This is a genomic window from Zhouia amylolytica (assembly GCF_900116365.1).
Classification (GTDB): Bacteria; Bacteroidota; Bacteroidia; order Flavobacteriales; family Flavobacteriaceae; genus Zhouia; species Zhouia amylolytica.
On the sequence record NZ_FPAG01000005.1, the window covers coordinates 253,616 to 272,684 of the forward strand.

Annotated in this window: 18 protein-coding genes and 1 tRNA gene; 6 read left to right on the top strand and 13 right to left on the bottom strand. The window is 36.6% G+C overall.

The genetic code is table 11. From position 1 onward, the window contains the following. Positions 1-16: 16 nt before the first annotated feature. Genes BM361_RS09725 through BM361_RS09745 form a run of 5 tightly spaced genes read right to left on the bottom strand, consistent with a single transcriptional unit; the run spans position 17 to position 5,443 of the window. A complete protein-coding gene (locus tag BM361_RS09725; RefSeq protein ID WP_317039397.1) occupies positions 17-1,597 on the bottom strand; it encodes a cryptochrome/photolyase family protein in 1,581 nt (526 codons plus the stop codon). Then, on the bottom strand, positions 1,512-2,801 hold the full coding sequence (locus BM361_RS09730) for a DASH family cryptochrome (protein ID WP_074978524.1): 1,290 nt from the start codon (positions 2,799-2,801) through the stop codon (positions 1,512-1,514). Before BM361_RS09730 ends, BM361_RS09725 begins: the two co-directional genes overlap by 86 nt. Positions 2,802-2,860: 59 nt before the next feature. Further along, complete coding sequence (locus BM361_RS09735) at positions 2,861-3,475, bottom strand: flavin reductase family protein (RefSeq protein ID WP_074978526.1); 615 nt, start codon at positions 3,473-3,475, stop codon at positions 2,861-2,863. Next, on the bottom strand, positions 3,465-4,787 hold the full coding sequence (locus BM361_RS09740; RefSeq protein ID WP_074978527.1) for an ABC1 kinase family protein: 1,323 nt from the start codon (positions 4,785-4,787) through the stop codon (positions 3,465-3,467). Before BM361_RS09740 ends, BM361_RS09735 begins: the two co-directional genes overlap by 11 nt. Continuing rightward, positions 4,784-5,443, bottom strand: coding sequence for a TetR family transcriptional regulator C-terminal domain-containing protein (locus tag BM361_RS09745; RefSeq protein ID WP_074978529.1), 660 nt, complete (start codon positions 5,441-5,443; stop codon positions 4,784-4,786). Before BM361_RS09745 ends, BM361_RS09740 begins: the two co-directional genes overlap by 4 nt. Positions 5,444-5,768: 325 nt before the next feature. Here BM361_RS09745 and BM361_RS09750 point away from each other — a divergent pair, with 325 nt between their 5' ends. Then, positions 5,769-6,848 carry a metallophosphoesterase gene (locus BM361_RS09750; protein ID WP_074978531.1) on the top strand — a complete coding sequence of 360 codons (1,080 nt, stop codon included), beginning with the start codon at positions 5,769-5,771 and terminating at the stop codon, positions 6,846-6,848. 107 nt (positions 6,849-6,955) lie between these two features. On the opposite strand, the gene mnmE is transcribed toward BM361_RS09750, so the two are convergent. After that, positions 6,956-8,353 (bottom strand): tRNA uridine-5-carboxymethylaminomethyl(34) synthesis GTPase MnmE, encoded by a 1,398-nt coding sequence (gene mnmE / locus BM361_RS09755; RefSeq protein WP_074978532.1) that lies wholly within the window; start codon positions 8,351-8,353, stop codon positions 6,956-6,958. Positions 8,354-8,480: 127 nt separating this feature from the next. Here mnmE and BM361_RS09760 point away from each other — a divergent pair, with 127 nt between their 5' ends. Beyond that, the gene (locus BM361_RS09760; RefSeq protein WP_038262689.1) at positions 8,481-8,816 is read left to right on the top strand and encodes a DUF4870 domain-containing protein; all 336 of its coding nucleotides are present in this window, start codon (positions 8,481-8,483) and stop codon (positions 8,814-8,816) included. A 188-nt stretch (positions 8,817-9,004) separates the two neighbouring features. Here BM361_RS09760 and dnaN read toward each other — a convergent pair whose 3' ends face one another. The 5 genes from dnaN to BM361_RS09785 form a co-directional block, all read right to left on the bottom strand. Beyond that, positions 9,005-10,123: a DNA polymerase III subunit beta gene (dnaN, locus tag BM361_RS09765; RefSeq protein WP_038262692.1), complete on the bottom strand. Its 1,119-nt coding sequence runs from the start codon at positions 10,121-10,123 to the stop codon at positions 9,005-9,007. A 122-nt stretch (positions 10,124-10,245) separates the two neighbouring features. Continuing rightward, entirely contained in the window at positions 10,246-11,919 is a 1,674-nt protein-coding gene (gene gldG / locus BM361_RS09770) for a gliding motility-associated ABC transporter substrate-binding protein GldG (RefSeq protein WP_074978534.1), read from the bottom strand. Between the two features lie 8 nt (positions 11,920-11,927). Next, positions 11,928-12,647, bottom strand: a complete 720-nt coding sequence (gene gldF, locus BM361_RS09775) for a gliding motility-associated ABC transporter permease subunit GldF (RefSeq protein WP_074978535.1) — start codon at positions 12,645-12,647, stop codon at positions 11,928-11,930. 1 nt (position 12,648) lies between these two features. Continuing rightward, the gene (locus BM361_RS09780; RefSeq protein ID WP_074978537.1) at positions 12,649-12,945 is read right to left on the bottom strand and encodes a putative quinol monooxygenase; all 297 of its coding nucleotides are present in this window, start codon (positions 12,943-12,945) and stop codon (positions 12,649-12,651) included. Between the two features lie 14 nt (positions 12,946-12,959). Beyond that, positions 12,960-13,796, bottom strand: coding sequence for an SAM hydrolase/SAM-dependent halogenase family protein (locus tag BM361_RS09785; protein WP_038262704.1), 837 nt, complete (start codon positions 13,794-13,796; stop codon positions 12,960-12,962). A gap of 195 nt (positions 13,797-13,991) precedes the next feature. Between BM361_RS09785 and BM361_RS09790 the strand changes: the two genes are divergently transcribed. Both BM361_RS09790 and BM361_RS09795 read left to right on the top strand, forming a co-directional pair. Beyond that, a complete protein-coding gene (locus tag BM361_RS09790; protein ID WP_038262707.1) occupies positions 13,992-14,951 on the top strand; it encodes a PhoH family protein in 960 nt (319 codons plus the stop codon). An 82-nt stretch (positions 14,952-15,033) separates the two neighbouring features. Then, a complete protein-coding gene (locus BM361_RS09795; RefSeq protein WP_074978538.1) occupies positions 15,034-15,987 on the top strand; it encodes a phosphoribosylaminoimidazolesuccinocarboxamide synthase in 954 nt (317 codons plus the stop codon). 953 nt (positions 15,988-16,940) lie between these two features. Here the strand turns inward: BM361_RS09795 and BM361_RS09800 are convergent. After that, positions 16,941-17,014, bottom strand: a tRNA-Met gene (locus BM361_RS09800). A 172-nt stretch (positions 17,015-17,186) separates the two neighbouring features. Between BM361_RS09800 and BM361_RS09805 the strand changes: the two genes are divergently transcribed. Both BM361_RS09805 and BM361_RS09810 read left to right on the top strand, forming a co-directional pair. Next, on the top strand, positions 17,187-17,570 hold the full coding sequence (locus BM361_RS09805; RefSeq protein WP_038262713.1) for an START-like domain-containing protein: 384 nt from the start codon (positions 17,187-17,189) through the stop codon (positions 17,568-17,570). 60 nt (positions 17,571-17,630) lie between these two features. Further along, positions 17,631-18,476, top strand: coding sequence for an aminotransferase class IV (locus BM361_RS09810; protein WP_074978540.1), 846 nt, complete (start codon positions 17,631-17,633; stop codon positions 18,474-18,476). Here the strand turns inward: BM361_RS09810 and BM361_RS09815 are convergent. Continuing rightward, positions 18,473-19,033 (bottom strand): YqgE/AlgH family protein, encoded by a 561-nt coding sequence (locus tag BM361_RS09815; RefSeq protein WP_038262717.1) that lies wholly within the window; start codon positions 19,031-19,033, stop codon positions 18,473-18,475. The two genes, BM361_RS09810 and BM361_RS09815, sit on opposite strands and share 4 nt — an antisense overlap. Positions 19,034-19,069: the final 36 nt, after the last annotated feature.

Sequence of the window (19,069 nt, forward strand, 5' to 3'; positions counted from 1 at the left end):
AATAACCAACCAAAAGTTAACTTTTAGTATCCAGTTGTTTTAAAAATACTCTTGCGGTGGTTTTTAAGGATTCTTGCTTTTTATCATCCATTTTGTCGTAGTTTCGAACTAACAGTCTTGTACGTGGATTGTTAAGGAAAAACCCGCGATGTTCATTTACGAATCTCCAGAATAATGAATCCCAAATAATTTGCCAGTCTCCATCCTCATAATCACTCATTTTCATAATATAATTACTGCCGCTAATGTACGGTTTGGTGCTCATGATACCTCCATCCGCAAAAAGACTCATTCCGTATACATTGGGTACCATAACCCAATCATAAGCATCGATGAATAATTCCATAAACCACTGGTAAACTTTATCAGGATCAAATTCACAAAGCACCATAAAATTTGAAAGCACCATCAGCCGTTCAATATGATGTGCATATCCAGTCTTCAGAACTTTTTTTATAACATCATCGACGGGTTTAATTTCGGTCGTTCCATCGTAAAATGAATCAGGAATGGCTCGGTTGAAATTCCAAAAATTGGTAGTTCGTTCCTGCGATCCTTTTACTTCATATACCCCCCTGATAAACTCTCTCCATCCAAGAATTTGTCGAACAAAACCTTCGGTAGAATTAATGGGGATATCGTTAGCATCAGCATATGAGATAGCCTTATTAATGACCTCCTTGGGGTCCAGTAGCCCCACATTGATCAGGGGAGAGAGTACGCTATGATTTAAAAAGTGTGCATGAGCAACAATGGCATCCTCGTAAATTCCAAACTCATAGAACCGAAAGGAGAGAAACTGATCAAACCATTCTTTGGCTTGTTGATGATTGATAGGGTAATTTATAGCTTTTGAAATGGTCCCGTAATGCTCCTTGAAATTGGTTTCAACATAGTGTACAGCGTCTTTGTAGCCTTCAGTTAATTCAGGAAAGTAAATGGCTGTGGGTTGTTTGTTTTTTGGATATTTTTTTCTGTTTTCGGTGTCATAGGTCCATTTGCCCCCTATAGGTTGATCACCTTCCATAAGGATATCGCGTTTTCGCCTTTGCTCTTTGTAGAAAGAGGTTTGAAAGAATTTCTTTTTACCCTTTTTGAAAAAGAATTCAAGTTCCGATTTAGAATTAATAAAAAGCGGAGAATCATACCAGTTGATGGTAAGATCACCAATTGCGCTTTTAATTCTTTTTTCAAGCCAATTGTCAGAAGGGTCAATGCAATGAAGGATAGTGACTCCTTTTTCCTTTAAAAATGGGATGAACTCTCTGATATCAGCATGCTTATTCATAGCGGAAATGTAGGAAACATTTTTGCCCCGATCTTTTAAAAGTTGCTCGTAGGCTTTCATACTTGCTCTATGAAAAACCAGTTTTTGTTTATGGAACTTATAAAGACGAAAGAATAAAAACTCTTCGATCAAATAAATTGGGCATGATAGCTCCAGAAAAGGAGAATCCTCAATGAGTTGATGCGGAAATATGATGGCAACTTCTTTCATGAGATGCTTAGATTTATAGCCATAACTTTCGATAAGTACCTGATGGGTCATACCGATTGGCTTGAAGTTCAACATTGAACTTTCTATCTCTCGGATCATTGCCTATACCTGCTACATAAAGCCAGTTTCCATAGTTGCTATGTACATCATAATCAATCAAAAGACTTTCAAAATAAGCTGCACCAATACGCCAATCGAGATTCAATTCTTTACTAAAATAAGAAGCAACATTTTGTCGTCCACGATTACTCATCCAGCCTGTTTGTTTTAATTCTTTCATATTGGCATTGACAAAATTTGAGGAGGTCGCTCCATCAATCCAGGCCTTAACAAGATTAGAATCAGTATCCCATTGTTTGTTGGAGGCCGAAATACCATTGCCGTGGAAAATTTTATTTCCGTGTTTCAGACTGATGTATTTAAAATAATCTCTCCACAAAAGTTCGAAAATTAACCAGTATGTAGATTGATTTTTGACAACGTGTTTTTCAAATAACTTAATGCGATGATAAAGGGTTCTGGGAGATAAACTACCGTTAGCGAGCCAAGGAGAAAATTTAGTACTATAATCAATACCTATTAACCCATTACGGGTGGTTTTATAAGATTTCAGTTTTTCAGACTTGAATATATAATAGTGCAACCTGTCTAGCGCAGCGTTTTCTCCCCCTTTGAAAGGAAAAGCACTATTTGGATGAGGGATAAAGTCCGGTAGCCCAAGAGTATCTGGTGTTATAGTAGGGCGCGCTACTTTAAAATTGTTTCCAACAGGCATTCTCTTTGGTAAGGCAATCGGACGAACCATCACGTCCTTTTCGATGTATTTTCTAAAGTCCGTAAATACTTCTGGAATGTCAGTTAATGCCAAGGGAATATCATCTGGATGATATAAGAATTGATCTGAACTTTTAATGATTTCAATAGAAGAATCTAAACGATCTATTACTGCTTGCTCTGTTTGAGTCTCCTCGAACATCCATTCATGAAGTTTATAAATAGCAGAAACAGCATGTTCAGAACATAGCTCAGGAATGCAATTTTCTGGATGCTCGTAGCGAATGATCAATGGAATATTGAGAGCTTCAAGTTGCTCGTATAGGTCGTAAACAGTTTCAATCAAAAATTGAGCCCGATATTTACCGGTTTTCTTAAAACCGAATCGTGTAGTGATAAAGTGTTTGGGATCAAAGCAGTAGAGTCCAACTACCTTCTTATGGTTTGAACAAGCTTCAAAAAGTGCATTATTATCACCTACACGTAGATTATTGGTAAACCAAACTAATGCATTTCCTTTCGTATTCATCTTATTCAATTTTAGTATTTGTCTTCTGCTATATCAAGAAGGGGCATCAGTGGCGAACCTTATATATTTGGACGCTGATATGACTGACGAAGATGTACCTTAGGTACTGTATAGCCATCTAAACCATTAATAGCCGCAATATGACCCTTTGAAAGATCGATGAAACCATCCGGGGATAATAGTTCGTCATCAACGAATAAGTTCTTGATCTTACCTAACACTAGAAGGGTGTCATTGGCCTTAATATGATGCGCCTCAACAAACTGCATTTCCATTTGTACCGGGCATCCTCTCACAAAAGGAGCAAAACAACCGGCCTTATATTCTTCCTCCAATGTAGTCATCTCAAATTCGGAAGTGGTATTTGGATATTTGGCAGAGGTATGATGGGCTTGCTCTAAAATCCCTTCGTGAATATGATTGATGGTATAAGAACCCGTTTCTTTGATGTTCGCATACGTATTTCTCGGAACCGTAGTCGGTCGCAAGACAAAACCGAGTAATGGAGGTGCAGATCCATAATGAGTAATGGAACTGAATACAGCAACATTACTTATTTCAGAGGTGCTTTTCGTACCTATTAGATTAGCGGACTTATACCCTGAGCAGCTATTAATTAAATTAATCTTATATAAGTGATCTAACTGGGCTATATCAGTATCCTTAAACTGCATCCACGTATTTTTTAAAATGATTAATATCGATTTGATTCGCTTTCAGATCAAACATGAGATTATAGAGTCCGAAAAATGTTCGATTGATGTAGATAAAATGTTTAGAACCTCTGTTTCCGTTAAACTTTTTCAGTTCTGTATTTTTACTGTACTTGTCACTCAATGCAGCAATAGCATTAAAAAAGTCCGGATTCGAGAAATCAAAATAAGGAACATGGAAAGGTTGAGTAAACAAGCTTAACATCTCGTGAAACATGGCTGAAAAAAAAGCAATCTCCTCATCAGAATCATCAGGTCTGAGAATCTCCAATTCAAATAATTTTTCTCTAAATAGCGATGCGTTATCAATATTCTCTTTTTTTGCTAATTCAAAATACGGATAATAGAATTCGTCAGGAATCGTCTTCATACAGCCAAAGTCAAGCACCAGTAGTTCGTGGTCATCAGATACTAAAAAGTTCCCTGGATGTGGATCGGCATGGACTTTTTTTAAGACATGCATCTGATACATATAAAAATCCCATAAAGCCTGTCCAACCTTATTTGAAGCTTCATTCGAGGGATTATTGGCTACGAATTCAGAAATGTGTTCACCATCCATATAGTCCATAGTAATGATGCGTTCAGAAGATAGCGATTGGTAATAGTTAGGGAAATTAAGGTTGTCTATATGATTACAACCTTCAGCTACCGCAATACTCTGTTCAATTTCCAGAATATAATCAGTTTCCTCCAATAACTTTTGTTCTACTTCCCTGAAGTATTTATCAGAGTCTTTTCCTTTTAGATTAAACATTTTAATCGCCACAGGTTTCACCAGGGCAAGATCAGATGAAATACTTTCGGCTACACCGGGATACTGAATTTTAACCGCTAACTTTTTACCGTCTTTTTCAGCAAGATGTACCTGCCCAATACTTGCGGCATTAATAGAAACTGGATTAAAACTGTCGAATAATTCGCCCGGAGATTCCCCGAAGTATTTCTTAAACGTCTTAATTACTAAAGGGGGAGAAAGGGGAGGAACCGAAAATTGAGCAAGAGAAAATTTTTCCACATAAGCTCTGGGTAAAATGCTTTTTTCCATGCTTAACATTTGAGCAACCTTTAAGGCACTTCCTTTAAGCTCTTTAAGACTGTTGTATATGTCTTCTGCGTTATCATGATTTAATCGTTCTTTAGCGGCGACTTCATCATTGATCAACTTAGAACCATAGTATTTTAAATAATTGGTTCCTACTTTGGCCCCGGTTTTAAAAAGTTTAGAGGCCCGCTGTATTTTTCCGGTGGGAATTTTATCTATAGTCTTCATAAGAATATCGTCGTTCTTTCTTTAAATAGAAATTGACCCAAATCCATTAAACTATTAAGGGTTTGAGCGTCTAGTAAATTCATACTGGTATTAACTGACTTTTCAATAAAAACATCTGTTTTTTCAAAGGAGACGGAGGTGTCTTTTAACCAAAACTCTAGTGTTAGTAACAATTGAATCCACGCAGTTTCTTTTAATGTTTTCTTTTGAAAATCATTAATTGCCTTTTGTTTCATAGGCTTTACCTCAAGATCCAGATGTTCGATAAACTCTAAAAAAGCAATCTTCAGTTGAGATAGTTTCTTCAGACTCTTCAATCGATGTTTATCCGATTTTAGGGCATAGACAACATAACTTCGATTCGCCGTTAATATTTCAAAAAAAGTAAAATAAAAACTCAGAAGCTTGTTACGTGAATCAAACTCCTGATACTCATCACTTTTTTGGAGTACAGTATAGGTGTGATCAAAAAAGTTCTTAAATAAATCTTGCTCTAAAGCTTCAAAAGAAGCAAAATAAGCATAGAACGTTGCCTCCTCAAATCCATTCTTAGAGGCAAAATGGTATACGGAAGACGGGTTTGAATTATGAATTAACACATAATCCATATACAAGGAAATGATTTTGTCTCGGGTTATTTTATCTGATTTCTTCATAGCTATTCAAAGATAAGAAATTAATTTATTTTGTTTAACTTATTTATGATAAAATTAAACAAAATGTATTTGGAGATGAATAGAAGGTTCAACCACTTCTGTATCGTTATAAATTACCTAAACTGCTTTTTATGAAAAACACGATGTTTAAACTAGCGGGTAATACCACTCAAGGATGTTATTTGAATATCAGTTAATTGAGTTTGTAAAATGTGGCGATAACGAAGGTTATTTTTACGTTGTATTTTAATGAATGGCACTGGTAAACAATCAAAAAAATGTATATTTAAATACTATTATTAATCTTACCTAATTAAAATAAAGAATGAAATTGTTCCTTAACGTTTCCAACCTACTTTTGGCTGGACTATTTGTTTTTCAAGTCTCTTTTGGTCAAGAATCATTTACATCACCAAAATTATCAGATCCCGATTCCTGGTCCATTATTTTACTCCCGGATACCCAGAGCTATGTGAAGTTTGAAAGAAATCATGGGATTTTGGAAACCATGACCGGCTGGATCAGTGAAAATATAGATGATTTAAATATTAAGATGGTTTTGTGCACGGGCGACCTCGTAGAGCAAAATGAACTATTGGTACCTGATGATAAAAATGGGAACCTTCCCAGTAGGGATCAATGGAGGGCTATTTCCCATGCCTTTGAAACCTTAGATGGTAAGGTTCCATATATTCTGGCCGCAGGTAATCACGATTTTGGTTATAAGAATGTAGAAAACAGGAAGACCAATTATATTAAATATTTTCCTGCGCATAGAAATTTGATGAATGCCAGAGCCTTAAGAGCAGTAGGTAAAAATGCAGACGAAATGCCTTCTATAGAGAATGCCGCATACGAGTTTGTTTCTCCACATGACCGTAAATTTTTGTTTGTAAATCTGGAATTTGCTCCACGTGATACAACCTTGGAATGGGCTAAAGAGGTGCTGGCTCAAGATCGTTTTCAGCAGCATACCGCAGTGGTGCTGACCCATTCGTATTTAAATGCGGAAAACCAGCATATTGAAAAAGAAAATTACCCCATAGAGAACGGAAATTATGGAAAAGCTATTTGGGATAAATTAATAGCCCCGTCCAGAAATGTACAAATGGTATTTTCCGGACATATTGGAGCTGCAGATAACTTTAAGGCTCATACTGCCTATAGGGAAGATAAGAATGCCGCTGGAAAAAAAGTGAACCAAATAACGTTTAATGCTCAAGCCATGGGAGGTGGATGGCATGGTAACGGAGGAGACGGATGGTTACGGATCATGGAATTTTTACCCGATGGAAAAACAGTAATTATGCGTACATTTTCACCCCATTTTGCCCTCTCACCCAGCACCCAAGAGCTTTCTTATAGTAAAGACAGTTTCAATAATTTCACTATTCAACTAGATTAAGCAGGCTCTTATTTAAGGGGCTGATAAACAATTAAAAAGCGGGATTTCCAGGAAGGATTTTCCGCTTTATTTGTCTTATAGTTTTATTAATCAGTAGTTTGTGGAGTTTACTTCCCAATACAAAAATTAGCAAAGATATTGCCCAGTAGATCGTCCGATGAGATCTGACCTGTAATCTCCCCTAAATGGTACAAGGCCTGACGAATATCGATAGCGAGCAGATCTCCCGATAATTCATCCTGTAAACCAAACTTCACTTTTTCAATTTCCTCTAATGATTTTAACAGTGCATCGTAATGACGCGTATTGGTAACAATCGTTTCGTTATTACGTAAAGCACCGGTATTAACAAATTCCAGGAGTTTATTAGTAAGTTCTTCAACCCCTTGTCCCGATTTTGCAGATAAGAGATATATGTCTTCAATTTCAGCAGTTAAGGTCTTAACCTGCGCTTCTGACAATAGATCGACCTTATTGGCAATAATCACCAATGGCTTCTGAGGAAACTTATTTTTGATCTTCTCTATTTCTACCTGAACCTGTTTTAGATCTACCTTATCGTTAAATAAGGCAGCGCTATCAAACAAATAAACCACCACCTGCGATTGTTCAATCTTTTCAAAAGTCTTTTTGATACCAATACTTTCTACAACGTCTTTGGTTTCCCTGATACCAGCCGTATCGATAAATCGGAAACCAACACCGCCAATGGCAATTTCATCTTCGATCGTATCGCGGGTGGTCCCGGCTATATCACTAACAATAGCGCGCTCCTCATTCAAGATAGCATTCAATAGTGTAGATTTTCCAACATTTGGTTCTCCTACGATCGCCACAGGAATTCCATTTTTAATAACGTTTCCAACGGCAAAACTATCGATCAGTCGTTTTAAAACATTTTCTATTCTTTCTACGAGCTCTTTAAACTGTGTGCGATCCGCAAACTCCACATCCTCTTCAGCAAAATCCAGCTCCAGTTCAATTAAAGAAGCGAAGTTCAGGAGTTCTTCACGCAACTTTTGAATTTCATTACTGAAACCACCTCGCATTTGTTGCATCGCTATTTGATGCGAAGCAGCATTGTCAGATGCAATCAGATCAGCCACAGCTTCCGCCTGGCTTAAATCCATTTTGCCATTTAAAAATGCTCTTAGGGTAAACTCACCTGCATCTGCCATACGACAACCATTGCGTAAAAATAATTGAATGATCTCCTGTTGAATATAAGGCGAACCATGACAAGATATTTCAACGGTATTTTCCCCCGTGTAAGAATGAGGTCCCTTAAAGATAGATACCAGAACTTCATCGACCACACGCTGATCCTCTGCAATTTGTCCCAGGTGTAAGGTGTGTGACTTTTGTTTGGTAAGATCTTTATTTCTTTTGGATCTAAAGAAAGGAGCTACCAATTCGATGGCGTCGTTACCCGAAATACGAATAACGGCAATCGCACCAGCACCACTGGGAGTTGCTAAGGCTATAATGTTGTCTTGAGCTTGCATACCTATACTTAATTTGTGCAAAAATACAATTTACCAAACAATCTTATTCATGTTCAATCAGCAAACTTTTTGTAACAATCTGTATGAAAATGCGTCTTATAGATAAATCAATCAAAAAACAGTAACCATGAGAAAAGACAATCAATTAATCGTTTTGACCCATTTAAGTCAGCTTTTAGACTATGTGACCGGGGTAGGCGGGTTTATAGTACCCCTTGTCCTCTGGCTTACCCAGCGTGATAAAATTGAACAAATGGACGAACACGGGAAATCGATTATTAACTTCCAGATTAGCATCCTGGTGTATGCATTGCTTAGTATACCTCTTATATTTCTACTCGGATTTGGAATTTTAGTTTTAATAGCGGTTGGAATTATGGCTTTTATTTTCCCAATTATTAATGCTATTAAGGCCTCCAATGGAGAAAAACCTTATTACCCGTTAAGCCTTCCTATTTTTTAAATATCATTATTCATACGGTATTGGTAAAGGAACAGATATGGAGTTGTTCGAAGGACAACATGCCCGTGCAAAAAAGCTGTTAGGTCAAGACCACAGAAATAAGATGACATTCAGACATCGCCGTATAAAATAATGGCCTGTAAAGCAAAGCTCCGCAGGCCATTAATATATAAGGGTTGGTTAGGCACTTAGTTATTCAACATCACCGGCATTACCAACATTGTTATGTGTTCTCCTTCGTCAAGCCCATCAATAGGAGTTAAGATTCCAGCTCTGTTAGGTAAACTCATTTCCAACTGTACCTCATCAGAAGCCAGGTTGTTCAACATTTCATTCAAGAAACGAGAGTTAAAGCCTATTTGCATATCGTCACCCTGATAGTCACATGTTAGACGTTCTTCAGCCTTGTTACTGTAGTCAATATCTTCTGCAGAAATATTCAATTCAGCTCCGGCTATCTTTAAACGTATTTGGTGCGTAGTTTTATTTGAGAAAATCGAAACACGCTTTACTGAATTTAAGAACTGCGTTCTGTCAATGGTAAGCTTGTTCGGGTTTTCTTTAGGAATTACAGCCTCGTAGTTAGGGTATTTCCCATCGATAAGACGACAAACCAATTCAAAGTTATCAAAAGTAAACTTAGCGTTACTTTCGTTATATTCAATATTTACATCACTTTCACTGCCTCCTAAGATACCCTTCAATAGGTTCAACGGCTTTTTAGGCATAATGAATTCAGCTACCTCAGAAGCTTTGATGTCTGATCGTTCGTACTTTACCAATTTATGAGCATCGGTAGAAACAAAGCGGATATTTTCAGGAGAAAACTGAAAAAATACCCCGCTCATCACAGGTCTTAGGTCATCATTACCAGTAGCAAATATGGTTTTGCTGATCGCCGTTGCAAGCACATCACCTAACATCGTAGTAGCGCTGGGGTCTGTTAACTCAACGGCCTTCGGAAACTCTTCTCCATCAGCATAGGCTAAAGCGTATTTACCATGATTAGAACTAATTTCAATGGTATTATTGTCTTCCGTTACAAACGTAAGCGGTTGCTCAGGAAAAGTTTTTAGCGTATCTAAAAGTAAACGAGCTGGTACTGCAATACTTCCTGTAGCATCAGATTCAACTTCTAAAACGGAACTCATGGTAGTTTCCAGATCGGAGGCAGATACCGTCAATTTATTTTGATCTAATTCAAAAAGGAAATTATCTAAAATAGGGAGTGTGTTACTGTTATTAATAACACCACCCAAAACTTGTAATTGTTTTAAAAGGTACGAACTTGATACTATAAATTTCATCGGTTTACAATTTTCTTCATTTGGTACAAATGTGAACAAGCTAATGGTAAATAAGCATAGCCTTCACTCGTATTACAAATATATTTGAATTGTATTTTTTACCGAAAATAACTTATTAACATTTATGTGGTATATTTTTTACGCCTTACCAGGTTGAAAATCCACCCGAACAGTAGGAGTAAAACAATGGGAGCCCCTATGTTTACTACTTGCCACAGCTTTTTTTGTTCAACAACTTTCTCAGTGTCTAAAAATGCTAAGGCTACTTTCTTTGATCGAATGTTTATAAGTCCGCTGTCATCCAGCATGTAATTAACGCTATTTAGTAGAAATTCTTTGTTCCCGTAGAAGTTATTGGTCCATTTATCATACCCGAGCTCTAAAGGTCGCCCATTACTTGTCTGGTTCTTGATGAGGTCCCCATCAGCCACGACTAACATTTTCGTATCTGTACTCTGATCTTTCGCATCGGTAATTTTAAGAGGCTTTACACGATTTTGATAAGCAGAACTAAATGTACCTTCTAACAATACTGCTAAAGTCTGGTCTCCGTCATTATAAGTGTTTTTATCGGGTTGTTTTCCAATGATGTCTAAACTAATTTCACGCGGTGTGCCGTCAGTTTTTGAAAGTGGAGAACTGCTCAGGAGTATTGTTTTCTTCGTACTGCTTTTTAAAGTATCTATGTTATTGGCAAACTGGAAACGTAAAGCTTCAATGTTATTGTTGATGGGATGATTGTTTTTAGAGAAAACCATTGGTGAATAAAACCATGGTAAAGGATTGTATTGTGAATCATTGCCGGCTCCGGTAGCTAATACAATTTGAGTAAAATACAGATCATTGACCAGTACCGGATTGATACGTACCCCATAGTTGAAAAACAGGTCATTTAAATTAAGATCCCTCGGAAATGCAATAGTCTTGCCCTGATCATTGAATAAACTATCCAACTCTGCCGCTGTTTGATCGATAAGCCAGATAGATTTACCTCCATGCATCATGTATTGATCAAGTACGTATTTCTCTTCTTCACTGAATTTTTTTGTAGGCTTGGCTATAAGTGTAAGATCAAACTGCTGGAGTTGATTAAATGTTTTCTGCGGACTGTCAACTATAGAATCTAAGGTAATTGGTGCAATCCTGTAATAATCTCTTAACGTAGTTAAAAAATCTGCCAGGTAAATATCATCTAACTCTCCATTGCCCTTTAACACGGCAATCTTTTTCTTTTCCTGAATGGTCAGTTTCTTGAAGGCATCTGAAAAACCATATTCCAAATGTTGAACCGAGTTATTAACCCGCTCTTCTGAGGAAGCCCCCAGTTTGCTTTTTAATAAAGAAACTTTAACTGATTTGTTTCCCAAATTGGCAACAGCCCAGGGAAAAATGAATTCCTGAGATACTTTGCTGCCTTCACTAACCGTTACATTTAATGGAGTAAGACCCAGTTGTTGTAAATTGGAAATTGTTTCGTTCTGATTAGACTCCCCTTCCAACGGGTCGACAAAACTAAACTTTATGTTTGGGTTAATAGCAGCAAACTCCTCTAATAGTTGCCTTGTTTCTGTTTGTAGTTTTTTAAATTCTGGCTGCAGATCACCGGCTAATAGAATATCTATAATCACCGGTTCATTTAAAGTGTTTATAATCTTTTTTGAAGCTTCAGAAATAGTATATCTATGGTCTTGGGTGAGATCGAATCTACTGTAAAAGCGACCCGAAATTAAATGAACAATTACAAGAATGATAACTGTTAGAAAAATGGTTTTGTTATGTTTTTTATAAAAGCTCAAAATTCACATTATTTATTGGTTATTCTTAGCGAGGTTAAAACAATAAAAAGTGTGCAAACACTCAAAAAGTATATAATATCTCTCAAATCAATGACTCCTCTGGATATACTGTCGAAGTGGGCCTTCATTCCAAAACCCGAAATGAAATAAGCAATACTTCCAAACAAATTCGAAATTCCTTCAAAACCGTAATACAGGAAGAAAGAAATAAAAACCGCTACAATAAATGCAACAATTTGATTGCTTGAAAGCGTAGAGGCAAAGGTGCCCACAGCCGTGTATGAGGCTATTAAAAATAGCAGACCGAAATATGAACCCAGGGTACTACCCATATCTAGGTTCCCAACTGGATTACCTAGTTGCCATATGGTGATTACGTAAAGAATAGTTGGAATTAAGGCAATAACCGCCAGTAATAAGGCAGCAAAATATTTACCCAGAACAATTTCTAAAGAGCTTAACGGTTTTGTTAGCAATAACTCTAAGGTTCCTAATTTCTTTTCATCAGCAAAACTTTTCATGGTAATGGCTGGAATGAGAAAGATAAGGATCCACGGAGCCAATTGAAAGAAACTGTTCAGGTCTGCAAAACCATTATCGAAAATATTGAAATTACCTTTAAAAACCCATAAGAATAGTGCATTGAGTAACAAGAAAACACCAATAACCAAATAAGCAATAGGTGAGGCAAAAAAACTTTTTATTTCACGTTTTAAAATAGCTGTCATATTATGGTAAACTTACAATTTTATGAACACTCCACGCTGCTGGTTTTGCATTAAACCACTTTTTGGTGGTTGCCCAAACTCCTTTAAAAAGCGAAGAGTTACGGTAATTTTCTAAATCACTTTCTTGATCCCAATAACTATAGGTAAAGAAAACATTCGCCTGGTCGAGGTCTTGGTACAACTCTAAAAAACGACAGCCTTCAAAATTTCGTATAAGTTCTTTGTTTTTATCAAAGAAAGACAAGAATTCATTAATCTTATCTTCTTCAAAGTGCATTTTTACAATTCTTACCAGCATATAATTTCAGTTAACTAACCTTCAATAAATTTAATACTCACGGTATCGCGATAGTCAAGACCTAATAGGGAAGAGGCGCCACCAACGGTATTAAGATTACTTCGGTATATAGCTATTTCTATATTATTTTGGGAGTTGAATATAGCTAATTTTTTTCCATCGTAATCCCGTTTATTATCGTCAAGATCAAAATTCACCAAATCGCTGTACTTGTCATAAATAGTGTTGAACTTATGATTACGGGCAGATAGTTCGAACTTTCTGTTTTGACGAATGGAATTAAATAGCTTTTTAGAAATGTTGGTAACGATATTACCGTAATTGTCTATATAAATAACATTACCGGATATCTGGGTTTCATCAGCGCTAACTATCGGCATTAATTGCTTGATAGGTTTTAAACTCGTAGTTAGTTTGCCTATCACTTCCAAAGTACCTCCCCTGGCTATATGAGCAGCAACCTTAACAAATACATCAAGTACCGGAAAAACACTCTCAACACGATCATGGATATTGATCTCTACAATCTTTTCAGGATTAAATTCCGAAGACAAAAGTGTTATGATTCCGTTGTCAGCACCAATAAAATAATGTTCGTTAAGCTTCACCGCAATATGTTTGTTCTCCGGGTTTAGTTCAGCATCAACCCCTATAATATGGATGCTGCCTTTCGGAAAGCTTTTATACGCATTTTGAAGTACATAGGCCGCTTCCTGGATATTAAATGGATTGATGTGATGGGTGATGTCAACAATTTTTAAATCTTCAGATTCGCTATAAATAGCTCCCTTAATCGCTCCAACAAAGTGATCCTTCTCACCAAAATCGGTTGTTAAAGTAATAATGGGCATTGAATAACTGTTGATATTTTGTTAAATTTAAAAAGCTTAGAGACCCAAACATATCATATTGATTTGTACATTTATCTAATACGATAATATCTGAACCACAAACCTACTAAAAAAGAAACTCATTACCCATATTTGATGATTCACTTTTTTACCTTAAAATTGATAAACCAATTATTAACCACAATTCAGTAGCTTTTGAACGAACTTATAATCGAATTAACAGAGATAAGCCCAAAAGGCTTTTTTGGAACACAAAATGCCAACATTGAACTTCTAAAGAAATATTTTCCAAAACTCAAGATCGTTGCCAGAGGAAATAAAATCATAACCTATGGTGATGAAGAAATGCTGGAAGAGTTTGATAAACGAATGGATATGCTGGTCACGCATTTCGGTAAATATAACAAGCTCGATGAAGATACCATTGAACGTATTTTATCCAGTACAGATTTAAATGGTGTGGAAGAGGCAGAGAGCGAAGGCAAGGTGTTGGTTCATGGCGTAGGTGGGAAATTAATACGAGCCAGAACTCCAAATCAAAAAAAGTTGGTGGATCTTATGAGTAAAAACGATATGGTTTTTGCTATAGGTCCGGCGGGTACCGGGAAGACATATACCGGAGTAGCGTTAGCTGTTAAAGCCTTGAAAGAAAAACAGGTAAGACGAATTATATTAACAAGACCTGCCGTAGAGGCCGGAGAGAACTTAGGTTTTTTGCCTGGTGATCTAAAGGAAAAATTAGATCCCTATATGCAGCCGCTGTATGATGCCTTACGCGATATGATTCCAGCTGAAAAATTAGAAAACTATATCGAAAAAGGGATCATTCAAATAGCTCCTTTAGCTTTTATGAGAGGACGAACCCTCGATAATGCTTTTGTGATCTTAGATGAAGCGCAGAATACTTCCCATTCGCAAATGAAAATGTTTCTTACCAGAATGGGTAAAAATGCCAAGTTTATGATAACCGGCGATCCTGGACAAATAGATCTTCCCAGAAGAGTTATTTCAGGACTGAAAGAAGCGTTATTAGTGCTGGGGAATGTGAAGGGTATAGGGGTAATATACCTCGATGATAAGGATGTTATTCGTCACCGATTGGTGAAAAATATTATTGAAGCTTATAAAAAAATTGAACACGATAATGAATTTTAAATAAGAGATATAAAGCGCGATTTCGTAGATTGTTTTTCGTAAATCCCTTGTATCTTTGCAATCAAAATTCAACACAACTTTAATGAATAATACAATTACAAAAACTAATTTTCAATTCCCTGGCCAAAAAAGTGTATATCGAGGAAAGGTAAGAGAAGTGTACAACATCAATGACGATCTGTTAGTCATGATAGCTACCGACCGAATCTCTGCCTTCGATGTAGTGATGCCTAAAGGAATTCCTTATAAAGGTCAGATCTTGAATCAAATAGCTACAAAGTTTATGGAGCAAACCCAGGATATTGTTCCGAATTGGTTGGTGGCAACACCAGATCCTAATGTAGCTGTAGGTCATTTATGTGAACCTTTCAAGGTAGAAATGGTAATCCGTGGATACCTGTCAGGACATGCTGCCCGTGAATACAAAGCAGGAAAAAGAACCTTATGCGGGGTGGCAATGCCGGAAGGGATGAAAGAAAATGATAAGTTTCCTCAGCCTATAATCACGCCTGCAACAAAAGCTGAACAGGGAGAACATGATGAAGATATCTCTCGTGAAGAAATTTTGAGCAAAGGAATTGTGGCTAAAGAAGATTACGAAATCCTCGAAAAATATACGCGTGAGTTGTTTCAAAGAGGCACAGAGATAGCTGCTGAGCGAGGACTGATTTTGGTTGATACCAAATACGAATTTGGTAAAACCAAGGATGGTAAAATCGTTTTAATCGATGAAATTCATACCCCGGATTCTTCCAGGTATTTTTATGCAGACGGTTATCAGGAGCGCCAGGACAAAAATGAGCCTCAAAAACAGCTCTCTAAGGAGTTTGTAAGACAATGGCTAATAGAAAATGGCTTTCAGGGTAAAGAAGGACAGCAAGTGCCTGAAATGAGCGATGCCTATGTGCAAACAGTATCTGAACGATATATCGAACTATATGAAAATATAATGGGCGAAGATTTTGCGAAGGCTGATGTATCTGATATAGAAGAGCGCATAACGAAGAGTGTGAATGACTTTTTAGCGTCCAGATAAAATTTCAATCTTGTGATCATACCGAGAAGGCCGTTTTTTAAAAAACGGCCTTTTTTTTATGCCCAGAGACCGGGTAAAGCTTAGGTGATCTGAATTGAAGAACCCCTAAAGTTGTGTTAGGATTTTTTAAATAGGTTTATTGGTGTTTTAAGTAACCCCATTATATGGTTAAGATACTCTAGGCCCGGTGCAAAGGCATAGATAAGCCCTGGATAAAGTATAGATAAGGTATGGTTAAAGTAGCGCTAGAGTAATGAAAAGATATGGAGGGCTTAAAAACTTTGGTTATGGATATAACTGTTTGTAATTAGAGCTTGTTAGTATGTGCTAAGGTTTCCTGTAAAAACAATTTTAGGGTAGGTGAGATGCAATAAAATAGATCAATCTCAAAAGTTGTGTCTGGATTGAAAAATAGATTAAGATCTTTGTAGAATAAATAATAGTACAGGATTTATAGACTGCTTAAGCCTGATATTACCCGAAGTATTAACTACCTGCTTCATTCTGGTTTCGCCCCAAACCGATCAGGGAACACTTTTTCGTATTTGGAAGAAAAATGATTTAGCATCCATCGTACTTGTCATTCCGTTCCTGTTTAAGAGTCCATTAATATAGTAACTGAAGCCGGACCATTCTGTCCGAATGTCCAGCCGCACCCAATGTCATTCCGCATTCATTGCAGAATCTACTTTTCACTCCCACCTGTCATTCCGCACTTGTTGCGGAATCTCTGGATGCTATGCTTAATCCCTCATTCTTTCAATAATCAATCACAATTTTTGGATAAAAACAACTATTAGGTATGATCCCTTTCAGGTATGTTCACGTAAAATCCTCTTGTTATGATCGTCTGGTTTACCGAAATATTTGATCAATGAAAAAGCGAAAGTCTAAATGATTTAACACAAAAAAAGCCAGAACAAATTGTTCCGGCTTTATAATAAGTATTTACGTAGCGAGGACGGGATTTGAACCCGTGGCCTCCGGGTTATGAATCCGACGCTCTAACCAACTGAGCTACCTCGCCTGATCCTTGCCAAGCAAAGTCTGATAGACTTTTTTGTGCTTAGCGGGTGCAAATATAGAAACTAATTTTACTACCACAAATCAAAAATTGAAAAAAAATATTTTTTCGGAAAAAGTATTGCCATTTCAAAGAAATAAGTATATTGTCTTTTTAAATTTAAATGTAATAATTCATGCAAGATAAAGTAAAATACGAACTTGAATTCCCCATACACTCGTCACCGCAATTACTGTATCAATATATTTCTACACCTTCAGGTTTGTCTGAATGGTTTGCTGATAATGTTAACTCCAGAGGAGAGATGTTTACCTTTATTTGGGATGGCTCTGAAGAGCAGGCTAAGCTCTTGAAAAAGAAGAATGGAGTGTTGGTTAAGTTTCAGTGGTTGCAGAATGAAGATGATAGTTATTTTGAGATGAAAATAGTAGTTGACGAAATAACCAAAGATGTCTCACTAATTGTGACGGACTTTACTGAGGAAGATGAAGTGGATGAAGCTAAAATGTTATGGGAAAACCAGATTTCAGATTTGAAACATGTAATCGGTTCAGTTTAATTTAAAGATTCATAAACTATAAACTATATTTGTGCCTTGATTCATTCAAGGCATTTTTTTATGATTAATTTTAACGGAGATATATTAGCAAACGAGAGTAAATTTTTAAACCATAACAATAGGGGATTACGCTATGGTGATGGTTTATTCGAAACTTTAAAAGTAGTAAATGCTAAAATCCTTTTTTGGGAAGATCACTACTTTAGACTCATGTCCTCAATGCGTATTTTGAGAATGGATATCCCGATGGAATTTACTTTAGAATTTCTTGAAAAGGAAATTATCAGTTTGATTAAAACAAATCAACTGGAGAGTACGACGGCAAGAGTGCGATTGAATGTCTTCAGAGATGCTGCCGGATATTACCTTCCGGAGAACAATGATGTAAGTTATGTTATTGAGGCAGTCGAAATTGAAAATCCATTTTATGTGATTGATGAGTCGCCTTACGAAGTAGAGTTGTTCAAAGATTATTATGTAGAACCTGGCTTATTATCAACTCTGAAAAGTAACAATAGAATTATAAATGTTGTGGGAAGTATTTATGCCAGTGAAAATGAATATGATAATTGCTTGCTGGTTAATAATAACAAGAACGTGGTAGAGGCATTAAATGGAAATGTTTTCTTAGTAAAGGGGAATGTGATAAAAACCCCTCCGATAACTGATGGATGCTTGAACGGAATAATGAGAAAACAGCTTATGAATGTCTTGGAGTCGGTGGAGGAGTACGAACTAAAAGAAGAATCCATTTCACCATTCGAACTTCAAAAAGCCGATGAGCTATTCATTACGAACGTAATTACTGGTATCAGACCGATTACAAAATACCGTAAGAAGCAGTTTGAAATTAATGTAGCTAAGAAAATAATAGGGAAGTTAAATGTGAAGGTGAGACTTTCCTAATTCAAGTTTGGATTCTCAGGAGCATTTGACCATATAAGATAATCCCCGCCAAGTTCAACCATTTTTTCTTTCCAGAAATAACTGGCCGATTTATTGATGACATTACTTTTGTATTTGTTTTCTGTAACAATCCAGGAATTACCGGTAAGTTCTTTTTCTAATTGAAAAATTGCCCAGCCTGAATATCCAAGGAAAAAACGTATTTCAGATTCTTTAATACGACCATCATTGATAAGATCAATGATCTTTTCAAAGTCTCCACCCCAATAGATTCCACTGGATATTTCTACACTTCCCGGAATTAAATCCGGTACCTTGTGTATAAAATATAGGTTATCCTGTTCGACAGGACCTCCGTTGTATACCATGAAATTTTTCTTAATATCGGGAATCAGTTCATTTAACCTGAACTCGAGGGGTTTGTTTAGGATAAAACCAATAGAACCTTCTTCATTATGTTCAGCCAAAAGCACCACAGATCGATTGAAAGAAGCGTCTCCAATTATAGATGGCTCGGCGATGAGTAAATGTCCTTTTTTTGGCTTTAAGGCTACCATTGGCTAGTTTATTTACTCTTAAATTTAATTAAAAAA

What these genes read in the sequence shown, in the direction of transcription:
- BM361_RS09725 (WP_317039397.1), bottom strand. Translation starts at nt 1,597, where the DNA reads ATGATCCGAGAGATAGAAAGTTCAATGTTGAACTTCAAGCCAATCGGT.
- BM361_RS09730 (WP_074978524.1), bottom strand. Translation starts at nt 2,801, where the DNA reads ATGAATACGAAAGGAAATGCATTAGTTTGGTTTACCAATAATCTACGT.
- BM361_RS09735 (WP_074978526.1), bottom strand. Translation starts at nt 3,475, where the DNA reads ATGCAGTTTAAGGATACTGATATAGCCCAGTTAGATCACTTATATAAG.
- BM361_RS09740 (WP_074978527.1), bottom strand. Translation starts at nt 4,787, where the DNA reads ATGAAGACTATAGATAAAATTCCCACCGGAAAAATACAGCGGGCCTCT.
- BM361_RS09745 (WP_074978529.1), bottom strand. Translation starts at nt 5,443, where the DNA reads ATGAAGAAATCAGATAAAATAACCCGAGACAAAATCATTTCCTTGTAT.
- BM361_RS09750 (WP_074978531.1), top strand. Translation starts at nt 5,769, where the DNA reads ATGAAATTGTTCCTTAACGTTTCCAACCTACTTTTGGCTGGACTATTT.
- mnmE (WP_074978532.1), bottom strand. Translation starts at nt 8,353, where the DNA reads ATGCAAGCTCAAGACAACATTATAGCCTTAGCAACTCCCAGTGGTGCT.
- BM361_RS09760 (WP_038262689.1), top strand. Translation starts at nt 8,481, where the DNA reads ATGAGAAAAGACAATCAATTAATCGTTTTGACCCATTTAAGTCAGCTT.
- dnaN (WP_038262692.1), bottom strand. Translation starts at nt 10,123, where the DNA reads ATGAAATTTATAGTATCAAGTTCGTACCTTTTAAAACAATTACAAGTT.
- gldF (WP_074978535.1), bottom strand. Translation starts at nt 12,647, where the DNA reads ATGACAGCTATTTTAAAACGTGAAATAAAAAGTTTTTTTGCCTCACCT.
- BM361_RS09780 (WP_074978537.1), bottom strand. Translation starts at nt 12,945, where the DNA reads ATGCTGGTAAGAATTGTAAAAATGCACTTTGAAGAAGATAAGATTAAT.
- BM361_RS09785 (WP_038262704.1), bottom strand. Translation starts at nt 13,796, where the DNA reads ATGCCCATTATTACTTTAACAACCGATTTTGGTGAGAAGGATCACTTT.
- BM361_RS09795 (WP_074978538.1), top strand. Translation starts at nt 15,034, where the DNA reads ATGAATAATACAATTACAAAAACTAATTTTCAATTCCCTGGCCAAAAA.
- BM361_RS09805 (WP_038262713.1), top strand. Translation starts at nt 17,187, where the DNA reads ATGCAAGATAAAGTAAAATACGAACTTGAATTCCCCATACACTCGTCA.
- BM361_RS09810 (WP_074978540.1), top strand. Translation starts at nt 17,631, where the DNA reads ATGATTAATTTTAACGGAGATATATTAGCAAACGAGAGTAAATTTTTA.
- BM361_RS09815 (WP_038262717.1), bottom strand. Translation starts at nt 19,033, where the DNA reads ATGGTAGCCTTAAAGCCAAAAAAAGGACATTTACTCATCGCCGAGCCA.